The following is an 11,969-nucleotide window of genomic DNA, read 5'->3' as shown; positions in this document are numbered from 1 at the left end:
TAATAAATGTGAAGAACAATATTCCAGAAACTAAAGTTACTTCACAATGATTCTTCCATATTTTAATATAAGATTAATGAAATTAATCTTATATTCATAAAACTGCAAATGGAAAAAATAACCGTTTACGATTTTTAACATATGTGTTACAATTCTAAGAATAAGAATGATAAAAGAAATTTATTTTATAAAGAGGGAATTTAAATTATTGGTTGAATACTTAAAGTAGAGTTATAATAAAGTGAATAAAGTACTATCTTTTTGGGAAAGAATAAGGCATCTGATGTAATAATTTAGTAACACTCCTTAAAAGCACAAGCAAAGCAAAGAAAAGAGCTTTTGAAAAAAGTTCAATTTAAATATATAAGGGGGAATTATTATGAAAGACTTGAATACTGAAAAAATTCGTAATGTCTGTTTTATGTCACATGGAGGACATGGTAAAACCACTCTTACAGAAGCAATGCTTTTTAATACCAAGGTATTAGAGAGGTTTGGAAAAGTTGAAGATGGTACGACTACGTCTGATTATGACCCTGAAGAAATTAAGAGAAACAATTCATTATTCACATCTATATGTCCATGTGAATGGAAAAATCACAAAATTAACGTTATTGATGTTCCAGGATATTTTGATTTTGTTGGAGAGGTAAAACAGGGAATTAGAGTTGCTGATAGTTCAGTAATACTTGTTTCTGCAAAAAGTGGTGTTGCAGTTGGTACCGAAAAAGCTTGGGATTATTCAAGCGAGAGAAAAATTCCAAAAATGTTTTTTGTAAATAAGATGGATGATGAAAATGCAGACTTCCATAAGGTTTTTGATCAACTGGTAGACACTTTTGGGAAAAATGTTATTGCATTTGAAATACCAATAATTGAAGGTGATAAATTTATTGGTTATGTTAACATTGTTACCATGAAAGCCTTAAAATTTGGAAAGGAAAAATTAGAAGAAGTTGAAATTCCTTCTGATTTAAATGATAAAATAGAAGAGGCAAGAGAGGAATTAATTGAAGCCGTTGCAGAGACAGATGAAGAACTTATGGAAAAGTTTTTTGATGGTCAGGAATTTACAGATGAAGAAATAAACAGTGGTCTTCGTACAGGAATAAAAAATGGATTTTTAACCCCAGTGTTTTTCGGAAGTGCTTCTAATAATTTAGGAGTTAAAAATTTGATGGACTCAATTATAGATTTAATGCCGGCTCCATCTGATGAAAAGGTAGTAGAGGCTAAAAAGAAAGATTCAGATGAAATGTGTGAATTGGAAATATCAAAAGATGCGGATCTTTCAGCACTGGTATTTAAAACAATAGCAGACCCTTTTGTTGGTAAGATATCAATGCTTAGAGTATACTCAGGAACTTTGAAATCAGATTCTTTAGTTTATAATACTTCCACCGAAAAAAATGAAAAAATATCTCAGTTATTTGTGTTAAGAGGTAAAAAGCAAATACCGGTTGATCAGCTGGTAGCAGGTGACATAGGTGCAGTTGCTAAGCTTCAAAATGTTAATACAAATGATACTCTTTGTACAAAATCAAATGCTGTGGAATTAGATAAAATTGTTTTCCCTGAACCTGTTATATCTATGGCAGTTGAACCTAAGTCAAAAGGTGACGAGGAAAAAATCGGGAGTGGTCTTCACAAACTTCAGGATGAAGATCCTACGTTTAAAGTGGAAATAAACTCAGAAACTCATCAAATGCTTATTTCTGGTATTGGAGAAGTTCACTTAGATGTTGTAGTGAGTAAATTAAAATCAAAATTTGGTGTTTCAGTTGAGCTTGCTGATCCAAAGGTTCCATATAGAGAGACAGTTAAAAAGAAAGTTAAGGTAGAAGGAAAGCATAAAAAACAATCAGGTGGTCATGGTCAGTATGGACATGTATTGATGGAATTTGAGCCTGGAGAAACTGAAGAATTGACTTTTGAAGAAAAGATTTTTGGTGGAGCAGTGCCAAAGCAATATTTTCCAGCTGTTGAAAAAGGACTTCAGGAAAGTATTAAAAAAGGAGTTTTAGCAGGTTATCCTGTAGTTAATTTAAAAGCAACGCTGGTTGATGGTTCATATCATTCAGTTGACTCCTCTGAAATGGCTTTTAAGATGGCTGCAAGTCTTGCATATAAAAAAGGCTTACCTCAAGCTTCACCTGTTTTATTAGAGCCTATAGCTCATGCGGAAATTTATATTCCAGACAGCTATATGGGGGAAATAATAGGTGATTTAAATAAGAGAAGAGGAAGAGTATTAGGAATGGATCCTCAGGAAAATGGTATTCAGAAAGTTGAAGCAGAAGTTCCTCAGGCAGAAATGTTTAAATATGCTACAGATTTAACCTCTATGACTCAAGGTAGAGGTAAGTTTAAGCTTTGGTTTGAAAGATATGAAGAAGCACCTGCACAGGTAAGCGAAAAAGTAATTGAACAGGCTAAAAAGGAAAGTGGAGACTCAGCCGACTGATGCTTTAACATTGAGATATGTTGATATTTAAAAATCATTTATGTATAAAAAGCCCAGGTTATTTATTAACTTGGGCTTGCTTGTGCTATCTTTAATTTAGTTTAAGGGTAAAAATTTATAAAAATCTTAATAATATAACAATGGTGCGGGAAAAGTAATTTAATGTACCTATACCCATTTAAGGAGGGGGCATGGAAAAGATAAGTTCAAAACGTATATGGGAAGTTGATATGGCAAGAGGAATATTAATAATATTGATGATTGTATTACATATACTCTTTAACCTAGAATATTTTTTTGAAATATCGATAAATTATTCTTCTGGTTTTACAAATGTTTTAAGAATTGCAGTTGCATCTTCTTTTATATTAATTTCTGGTACAAGTACTTCTTTTAGCCGAAATAGTTTTAAGCGAGGAATAATTGTTTTTTTAACTGCAATGATGATTACCCTTTTTACATATATTTTTAATAGAGAAGCGTATGTTTTATTTGGTATTTTGCATTTATTAGGAATATGTATGATTATTTCTCCAGTATTTAAAAAGCTTAATATACCTTGGCTTTTTATTTTGATTGTTGCAATTATTTTAATAAATTTTATATTTTCTAATCTAACAGTTAAGAGCAATTATTTTTTTATGTTTGGATTATCAAATGAAAATTTTATTTCACTAGATTACTATCCACTATTACCTTGGTCCTCATTCTTTATTGCAGGTATTTTACTTAGCAAGATAATATATAGGCAAAAGAAAAGCATCTTTTCTTTTGATATAAAAGATAATGTTATAAATTTTTTAGGAAGACACTCACTTTTTGTATATGTTGTTCATCAGCCAGTTATTTTGATAATAATGTTTTTAACAATGGCTAAGAAATAACATCTACTTATAAACTAATAAAATTTTATTTTTTTGAAAAAATAAATAATAGTATTAGTTTTTTAAAAAGGAGATTGAAATAAATGTCAAATAAAAATAATAAAAACAATATTAAGGATGAGAGAATAGAGGATACAACCCAGTATGGGGAATTTGTATCATCTTTTCATGAATGGATTACTCCAGAAGAGCAGAAAAAAAAGGCACGTCATTTAGCTCAAGTAACAGAAAAAAATAATAAAACACGAAAAAACTCTATAGAGAAAGAAGAAAGTTGAGTGTTTTTCTCGCTTTTATTAAAAAAGCCCTATTCAAAGATTAATCTTTAAAGGGCTTTTTTAATTTCTTTTCCCTTGAAATTTTTAAAGAAATAAAATATAATAATACTAAAGGTCAAAGATAGTCAAAGTGAATTGAACAAAAAATCACTAAGGAGGGTGGTGGGTATGGCGAAACTCAGCGATTTGATAGAAGCTTTTATTAAGCAGTTGATTAATGACACCGATGGATATATTGAAATACAAAGAAATGAGCTTGCAAATCAGTTTAAATGTGTTCCTTCACAAATTAATTATGTTATAGACACAAGATTTACATCAGACAGAGGTTATTATGTAGAGAGCAGGCGAGGTGGTGGAGGGCATATAAGGATAAAAAGAGTTAGTATAAGACATAAAGATAAAAATCATCTTATGCATGTTGTTACATCTATAGGTGATAATATTTCCCAGCAGATAGCTCAAGCTTTTATTAATAATTTTATCGATTATAACATAATATCAGAAAAAGAAGGATTGATGCTAAAGGCAGCAACAAGCGATAAGGTTTTGGCTACTGTGCCTAGAGAACAAAGAGGTTTTTTAAGAGCAAATATATTGAAAAATATGCTGGTATGTCTTTTAATGTAGGATGTAATGGTTAAGAAACAACTTGGTATTTATGAATTAATATACTTTAGAAAGGAGCGATGTTTATGTTATGTCAAAAATGTCAAAAAAGAGTTGCCAACATTCAATTTACTCAAATAATAAACAATAATAAACATGTTGTTTACTTATGTGATCAATGTGCTAGAGAAGAAGGAAAGTTTAACATTGGCTCGCCTCTTAGTATAAATGATTTTTTTTCAGGTATTATGGGTGTTCCATATATGCAATCTGTCAAGCAGCATAATTCAGAAATAAAATGTGACAGTTGTAAAATGAGTTATAATGAGTTTGAAAAAACAGGAAAGATTGGTTGTTCAGATTGCTATAAAGCTTATGGTGAAAAACTTATGCCATTATTAAAAAGGCTTCATGGAAGTGTACAATATAACGGAAAAATACCTGGAAGAGTTTATAGTAAGGTAAAAGTGTCAAGAGAAATTAGAAAATTAAAGGAGCATCTTGATGCTTGTATAAAAAACGAGGAGTATGAAAAAGCTGCTGATATCAGGGATCAAATTAAAGAAATGGAATCAAAAAAAGAATGAAAATTAATAAAAGACAGTGAATTTTCTTAAGTCTTGTACAAGTAGTACATTTAATTGTGGAAAATGGTGTTTTGAATATAAGATAAACTATTAGGAAGTAGGGAGGTAATATAAATGAAAGGGTGGTATATAGAAAAGGGACCTGAGTCAGATGTGGTCATGAGTAGCAGAGTAAGGCTTGCCCGAAATTTTAAAGATTTCCCCTTTCCTTTTAGAATGAAGAGGGAAGATGGAGAAAAGGTATTGAAAAAAGTAAAAGATGTTATACTTGAAAAAGGTAGCGACATTGGAAGATTTGATTTTGAAAATATACAAAAATTAAGTCCTCTGAGCAGGCAGATACTTGTTGAAAAGCATCTTATGAGTACAGAGTTAGCAGATAGTAATATGGAAAGTGGTATTATTATAAGTAGTGATGAAAGAGCAAGTATTATGATAAATGAAGAAGATCACCTCAGAATTCAGTGCCTTTTTCCAGGTATGCAGCTAGATAATGCTTGGAATTTATGCAATAGTATAGACAATCTTTTTGAGGAAAATGTAGATTTTGCCTTTGAAGAAAACTTTGGTTATTTAACCAGTTGTCCTACAAATGTTGGCACTGGAATAAGAGCATCAGCAATGCTTCATCTTCCAGCCCTTACAATGACAGGACATGTAAAAGGTATTCTTGAAGTGTGTGGCAAACTTGGAATAACAGTTAGAGGTATATATGGAGAAAATTCTGAAGCATCGGGAAATATGTTTCAAATATCTAACCAGGTAACTTTAGGACAAACAGAGGAGGAAATAATTACAAACATAAAAAATATTGCAAAACAGGTTATTGATCAGGAAAGGATGCTTAGAAAGGAGCTTTACAGGCAAAATCCTTTCAGATTTGAAGATAGGATATACAGAGCATTAGGGATATTATCTAATGCTAGAATAGTTTCTTCTGAAGAAAGCTTTAAATTACTTTCAGATGTTAGACTGGGAGTGGATATGGGTATAATTAGTAACATAGATATAAATAATCTCAATGAAATATTTATTAGCATACAACCGGCAAATTTGCAACAGTCGGTAGGAAGACAGCTTCTTTCCGGAGAAAGAGATGTTAAAAGGGCCGAACTAATTAGGAACAGGTTAAAGTGAACTCGTTTAGCTAAATCAAAAAAATTACTTTTAATTACAAATAGAGATAAAAGGAGGATTAACATATGTATGGACGTTTTACAGAAAAAGCTGAAAAAGCAATGAAGTTTTCACAGGAAGTAGCAATGGAATTAGGTCATAATTACGTAGGGACAGAGCATTTACTTCTTGGACTCATTAAAGAAGGAAGTGGAGTGGCAGCACGTGTTTTACAAAATCAGGCAATGACTGAAGAGAAAGTTATAAAAGAAATTGAAGAATTAATTGGTCGGGGAGAAATGACAAATGAACAGCCTTTGGGTCTTACTCCTAGGACAAAAAGAGTTCTTGAATTAAGTTTTAGAGAAGCAAGAAGAATTGGTCATAATTATATAGGAACTGAACATCTTCTCCTTGGAATTTTAAAAGAAGGAGAGAGTGTTGCAGTTAGAATAATAATGGATTTAGGTGTTGATCCTCAGAAACTATTCCATGAGATGCTTAAGATGTTAAATGAGGAAGCTCCAAATGCAGGGGGGGTTCCTAAAAGTGGTAAAGATAATTCAAATACACCTGTACTAAATAAGTTTGGAAGAGATTTGACAGAAATGGCTAGGGAAGCTAAATTTGATCCTGTAGTAGGAAGAGAAAAAGAAATTGAAAGAGTAGTTCAAATATTAAGCAGAAGAACAAAAAACAATCCCTGCCTTATAGGGGAATCAGGAGTGGGTAAAACTGCAATAGCAGAAGGGCTGGCACAAAAAATTGTAGAGGGCAATATTCCAGAAACTTTAAAAGATAAGAGAGTTGTAACTCTTGATTTATCATCTATGGTTGCAGGAGCAAAGTATAGAGGTGAGTTTGAAGAGAGACTGAAAAAAGCCCTTGAGGAAATTAAAAAGTCGGCAAATGTAGTTCTCTTTATTGACGAAATGCATACCATCATAGGTGCAGGAGCTGCTGAAGGAGCTATTGATGCATCTAATATTTTAAAACCTTCTCTGGCAAGAGGTGAAATACAGGTAATTGGAGCAACTACTTTTGATGAATACAGAAAGCATGTGGAAGAAGATGCAGCTTTAGAGAGAAGGTTTCAGCCTATTACTGTATCGGAACCGACAAAAGAAGAAGCCATTATTATTCTAAAAGGATTGAGAGATCAATATGAGGCACACCACAGAGTAAAGATTACAGATGAAGCTCTTGTAGCTGCTGTTAATTTATCTGATAGATATATTACTGATAGGTTTTTACCAGACAAGGCAATTGATTTAATTGATGAAGCAGGGTCGAGAGTAAGACTCAGATCATTTACCGCTCCACCAGACTTAAAAGAGCTAGAGGAGAAAGCTGAAAAGTTGAAAAAAGAAAAAGAAGATGCTATAGTTTGTCAGGAATTTGAAAAGGCTGCAAGAATACGAGATGAAGAACAGAAAATAAAAGATGAGCTGGAGACTGCAAAAAACAGCTGGCAGCAAAAGAATCAAACTACAACAGATACTGTTGACGAAGAGGAAGTCGCAGGAATCGTAGGTGATTGGACAGGCATTCCAGTAAAAAGGCTTGCAGAAGAAGAAACTGAAAGATTAATGAATATGGAAGAGGAACTTCATAAGAGAGTAATAGGTCAGGATGAAGCTGTAAAGGCATTAGCTAAGGCAATTAGAAGAGGGCGTGTAGGGCTTAAGGATCCTAAAAGACCAGTTGGATCTTTTATATTCTTAGGACCGACAGGAGTAGGAAAAACTGAACTAAGTAAGGCATTGGCAGAGGCTCTTTTTGCAGATGAAAATGCAATGATAAGGATAGATATGTCTGAATATATGGAAAAGCACAGTGTCTCAAGACTTGTAGGTTCACCTCCAGGGTACGTAGGATATGAAGAAGGAGGACAGCTTACAGAGAAGGTGAGAAGAAACCCTTATTCTGTTTTGCTTTTTGATGAAATTGAGAAAGCCCATCCAGATGTTTTTAATATTTTGTTGCAAATACTTGAGGATGGCAGACTTACCGATTCCCAGGGAAGGAATGTGGATTTTAGAAATACCGTAATAATCATGACTTCCAATGTAGGAGCAAGGCTTATTACTGAGCCTAAACGTCTTGGTTTTGGTGCAGGAGCTGACGATAAATCAAAAGATTATAAAGATATGAAAAACAATGTTATGGGAGAACTTAAAAAGACATTTAGACCTGAATTTTTAAACAGAATTGATGAAATTATAGTTTTCCACCCACTAGAAGAAAAGCATTTAGTAGAGATAGTTGGGCTTATGGTTGACGTTTTAGCAAAAAGGCTTAAGGACAATGCCATAGATATTGAGATATCAGATGATGCAAAGGTTCTTTTAGCCAAAAAAGGATTTGACCAAGTGTTTGGAGCAAGGCCTTTAAGAAGGGCGATACAGAGTATGATTGAGGACAAGCTTGCAGAAGAAATGCTAGATGGTCGAGTTAAAGCAGGGGACAAGGTAACTATAGAAAGAAATGAAGACGAATTGGTTGTGAAAAAGGGATGAATTTATGTAAGTAAAAAAAGAGGAGCTATCTTAACGTAATAGCTCCTCTGTGTTTTTTAAGCCTTTTCTAAATCGTTAATACTAATTTCTCTTGAGTGGTCAGTGTGACTCCAATCCTTATTGTTTTTAGTTAAAAAGCCCTGTATGGTAATTGGAATCCATGTAAGGCAGTAAAAGGGGTAAATCAAAAATCCTAACAGTACTTTACGGCTAAACTTTTTTTCAGCTAAAATTACAATAGGTCCGTATAAAAATTGTAGTATTACAAATACCGACCAAACCTCTGCGGGAAACAAATATTTTAGCGTAAAAAAAGGAGATTCAGGAAAAACTATTTGTATCCACATCATTATTGTAATTAAACCTATAAATATTAATCTTATAGGCTGAAACATGTAGATTGCACAATCAAAGGATATAAGATCCCCATTTTTAAAAGCCTTTTTAAAAAGAGAACCTAAAAATCTGCTTGTACAGTCTGCATGTCCCTGCATCCATCTTTTCCTTTGTCTCCATGACTGTTTTAAAGTCAGAGGTTTTTCATCGTAAACCACTGCACTGTGAGCCCATGCTACTTTCATATCTTTTAAAACAAGCTTCATTGTAAATTCTAAATCTTCTGTAAGGCATGTGGCACCCCAGCCTATTTTCTTTAAAACATTAATATCTATACAAAATCCTGTACCACAAAGTCCACAGCTTAATCCTAAATAGTATCTTGGAAGCTGAAATATTCTGTTAGACAGCCAGAAAGCAATTGAATATGAACATGTTATCCATGAATCATAAGGATTTTTGCTGTCTATATAACCCTGTACAACTTTATGACCTTTACATAATTGCTTGTTCATTTCCAATAAGTAATTGGATGAAACAAGGTTGTCAGCATCAAAAACGCTTATAGCATCATATTTTTCTTCCATTTCATATATTTTTTTAAACATCCACTCTAAAGCATGTCCTTTCCCTTTAACAGTGGAATTAAATCTTTTATATACGATAGCACCATGCTTTTGAGCTATTTCTGCTGTTTTGTCAGTACAATTATCAGCAATTACAAATACATCAAATAAATTTTCAGGGTAGTTTTGCCTAAAAAGACTATGAATTACATGGGTTATTACTTTGTCTTCATTATGAGCAGCTATAATTAGTGCAAATTTTTTATGAGGAAAAAACTCTCCTTTGTTGTCTACCTTACGGTTTAACCATCCAAAAATAGATATTCCAAAAAAATAACATCCTGCGGTAAATATTATCACCTGTATTAACTGAGTTGTATGAAAAATCACACTATTTATTTGTGATAACATTTTACTCCTCCAATAATACTTTAGTTATTGTCTGAATTTCTTTATTATTTTGCACCTAATAAAATAAAATATTTATGATATTTAATTATAAAAAATGTTATGTTATAATTAAATGGTTGAAAATCCAGAATTAAAAGAAATCTTATTATTCAAGCTAAAGGTTTAATTTTACGCATTTTCTAAAAATTTATAAATGCGATTTATGGAATGTGGAGGTTTATTTTATGTCAAAAACCTATTTTAATGATGCCATTGTTGGAAACTCAAGAATGCTTGGGTGTTTAACTAAAAGAGGGGAATTGACCAGATTATTCTGGCCTAATATTGATTATCCACAGCACATAGATAAAATGGTTGCGGGGATTTTTTTAAAAGGACATAAAAACAGCACTTCATGGTTTGGTGAGGATAACTGGAATTGTACTCAAACTTATATAGAAGATACAAATATATTAAAGAAAATTTATAGTTGTAAAGAAAAATCACTTAAAATTGAGCAAAAAGATTTTGTGTTAAAAGATAAAGATATTTTAATAAGAAATTACACAATAGAAAATATAGGTCAACATGAAGTGGATCTGGGGTTTGTACAATATTCTTCTTGTATTTCAACTATTTCTGAACTGGGAAGCACTTTATTTGACTTTGACACTGACGCATTGATACATTACAGACATGGATATTATATTTCAATATCATCTGATTATGAAGTATTTCAATTTCAATTAGGAAATAATGCCTTTGATTGTGCAAAACATACAGAGCTTAATGGATATGAAAATATAGGCATGATGAAAGATGGTGCACTTTCCTGGGAGTTGGGAAAAATTATACCAGGAGAAAATAAAATATTTAATCTTTATATCTGTGCTTCTAATACTCTAAAAGAAGCAAAAAAACTGGTGAAGGAATGCAAAAGGATAGATTTTGAAATGGAATTTGATAAAACAAAAAGATATTGGTTTGAATTTTTAAAAAGTTCTAAACAAATAATAACAGGAAACAGCACAATTGATAGATTATATAAAAGGTCTCTTTTGGTTTTTAAGCTTATGGCAGATGAAAAAACAGGTGGTTTGTTGGCATCGGCAGAGGTGGATGAAGAGTTTACAAAGTGCGGACGATATGGGTATTGCTGGGGGAGAGATGCAGCCTTTATAACAGATGCTCTCGATGTTTCAGGGCTTATTGAAGATGTAGATAAGTTTTATAATTGGGCTGTTATGACACAGGAGGACGATGGTTCTTGGCATCAAAGATATTATATGGACGGAAATCTTGCACCTTCTTGGGGGATACAGATAGATGAGGTCGGTGCACTTATTTTTGGAATGGTAAAGCATTATGAAAATACAAAGGATAAAAATTTTATTGCTAAAATGTGGAACAGCATAACATGTGGTGTTGAATTTTTAATTGGATTTATTGATATAGAGACAGGTCTTCCAAAGCCTAGCTACGATTTGTGGGAGGAAAGGGTTGGAGAGCACGCTTATTCATCTGCTGCTGTTTATGGAGGTATAAAAGCAGGGGTTAGTGCAGCAAAAATACTTAATGCTCCTTTCAAAATAATAGAAAAATGGGATTTAGCAGCTAAAAATTTAAAAATAGCAATAGAACAAAACCTATGGAAACCTCAGGCGAACAGATTTTTAAGAAGTGTAAAAACAAAACTTAATCCTTGGGGAAGTGAACATTCAAATCATACTACAGTTGTTACAGTTAACAGTAAGGGATATAAAAGAGATGTAACTTTAGAGGATTATACTATAGATGTTAGTCTTTTAGGTTTAATTGTTCCATTTAAGGTGTTTGATGCAAAAGACCAAAGGGTAGTAAATACTGTAAGGGCTATTGAAAAAGCTCTTACATCACACCCAGTTGGTGGAATAAAAAGGTATGAAAATGATGGCTATATTGGTGGGAATCCTTGGGTTTTAACTACCTTATGGTTAGCTCTTTATTATATTGAAATTGAAGAATATGAAAGAGCCAAAGAGTATTTTAACTGGGCAGTTAAAGCTCGTACACAGTTAGATCTTCTTCCAGAGCAGGTAAGCAAGGACAATGGAGAGCCCTGTTGGGTTATTCCACTTACATGGTCCCATGCTATGTTTGTATTGGTTTTGGAAAAGCTAAAAAGAACAGAAAGTATTTAAACGGCACTTACATTTAAAATGTATATGTAAAAATTATGTG

General features: G+C 32.5%; 9 protein-coding genes. 8 read left to right on the top strand and 1 reads right to left on the bottom strand.

What is annotated here, in order from left to right; genetic code table 11:
• Positions 1-379 precede the first annotated feature (379 nt).
• The 7 genes from fusA (at position 380) to RBH29_RS00360 (ending at position 8,457) form a co-directional block, all read left to right on the top strand.
• Positions 380-2,464, top strand: a complete 2,085-nt coding sequence (gene fusA / locus RBH29_RS00390; RefSeq protein ID WP_306694273.1) for an elongation factor G — start codon at positions 380-382, stop codon at positions 2,462-2,464.
• A 191-nt stretch (positions 2,465-2,655) separates the two neighbouring features.
• Positions 2,656-3,348, top strand: coding sequence for a heparan-alpha-glucosaminide N-acetyltransferase (locus RBH29_RS00385; RefSeq protein WP_306694272.1), 693 nt, complete (start codon positions 2,656-2,658; stop codon positions 3,346-3,348).
• An 83-nt stretch (positions 3,349-3,431) separates the two neighbouring features.
• The gene (locus RBH29_RS00380) at positions 3,432-3,626 is read left to right on the top strand and encodes a hypothetical protein (RefSeq protein ID WP_306694271.1); all 195 of its coding nucleotides are present in this window, start codon (positions 3,432-3,434) and stop codon (positions 3,624-3,626) included.
• 168 nt (positions 3,627-3,794) lie between these two features.
• Entirely contained in the window at positions 3,795-4,256 is a 462-nt protein-coding gene (locus tag RBH29_RS00375) for a CtsR family transcriptional regulator (protein WP_306694269.1), read from the top strand.
• Positions 4,257-4,321: 65 nt separating this feature from the next.
• The gene (locus RBH29_RS00370) at positions 4,322-4,822 is read left to right on the top strand and encodes a UvrB/UvrC motif-containing protein (RefSeq protein ID WP_306694268.1); all 501 of its coding nucleotides are present in this window, start codon (positions 4,322-4,324) and stop codon (positions 4,820-4,822) included.
• Between the two features lie 114 nt (positions 4,823-4,936).
• Complete coding sequence (locus RBH29_RS00365; protein ID WP_306694266.1) at positions 4,937-5,959, top strand: protein arginine kinase; 1,023 nt, start codon at positions 4,937-4,939, stop codon at positions 5,957-5,959.
• 65 nt (positions 5,960-6,024) lie between these two features.
• On the top strand, positions 6,025-8,457 hold the full coding sequence (locus RBH29_RS00360) for an ATP-dependent Clp protease ATP-binding subunit (RefSeq protein ID WP_306694264.1): 2,433 nt from the start codon (positions 6,025-6,027) through the stop codon (positions 8,455-8,457).
• A 56-nt stretch (positions 8,458-8,513) separates the two neighbouring features.
• On the opposite strand, the gene RBH29_RS00355 is transcribed toward RBH29_RS00360, so the two are convergent.
• A complete protein-coding gene (locus tag RBH29_RS00355) occupies positions 8,514-9,770 on the bottom strand; it encodes a glycosyltransferase family 2 protein (RefSeq protein ID WP_306694262.1) in 1,257 nt (418 codons plus the stop codon).
• A 224-nt stretch (positions 9,771-9,994) separates the two neighbouring features.
• On the opposite strand from RBH29_RS00355, the gene RBH29_RS00350 reads away from it, so the two are divergent.
• Complete coding sequence (locus RBH29_RS00350) at positions 9,995-11,929, top strand: glycoside hydrolase family 15 protein (protein WP_306694261.1); 1,935 nt, start codon at positions 9,995-9,997, stop codon at positions 11,927-11,929.
• The last annotated feature ends 40 nt before the right edge of the window (positions 11,930-11,969 follow it).

Source organism: Herbivorax alkaliphila (assembly GCF_030848475.1).
Taxonomy (GTDB): Bacteria; Bacillota; Clostridia; order Acetivibrionales; family Acetivibrionaceae; genus Herbivorax.
Note: the sequence above shows the minus strand (reverse complement) of the source record. Positions and strands in the feature narration are given on the sequence as shown.

Excerpts from the sequence above, each read along its gene's own strand:
- fusA (WP_306694273.1), top strand. The coding sequence starts at position 380 with ATGAAAGACTTGAATACTGAAAAAATTCGTAATGTCTGTTTTATGTCA.
- RBH29_RS00385 (WP_306694272.1), top strand. The coding sequence starts at position 2,656 with ATGGAAAAGATAAGTTCAAAACGTATATGGGAAGTTGATATGGCAAGA.
- RBH29_RS00380 (WP_306694271.1), top strand. The coding sequence starts at position 3,432 with ATGTCAAATAAAAATAATAAAAACAATATTAAGGATGAGAGAATAGAG.
- RBH29_RS00375 (WP_306694269.1), top strand. The coding sequence starts at position 3,795 with ATGGCGAAACTCAGCGATTTGATAGAAGCTTTTATTAAGCAGTTGATT.
- RBH29_RS00370 (WP_306694268.1), top strand. The coding sequence starts at position 4,322 with ATGTTATGTCAAAAATGTCAAAAAAGAGTTGCCAACATTCAATTTACT.
- RBH29_RS00365 (WP_306694266.1), top strand. The coding sequence starts at position 4,937 with ATGAAAGGGTGGTATATAGAAAAGGGACCTGAGTCAGATGTGGTCATG.
- RBH29_RS00360 (WP_306694264.1), top strand. The coding sequence starts at position 6,025 with ATGTATGGACGTTTTACAGAAAAAGCTGAAAAAGCAATGAAGTTTTCA.
- RBH29_RS00355 (WP_306694262.1), bottom strand. The coding sequence starts at position 9,770 with ATGTTATCACAAATAAATAGTGTGATTTTTCATACAACTCAGTTAATA.
- RBH29_RS00350 (WP_306694261.1), top strand. The coding sequence starts at position 9,995 with ATGTCAAAAACCTATTTTAATGATGCCATTGTTGGAAACTCAAGAATG.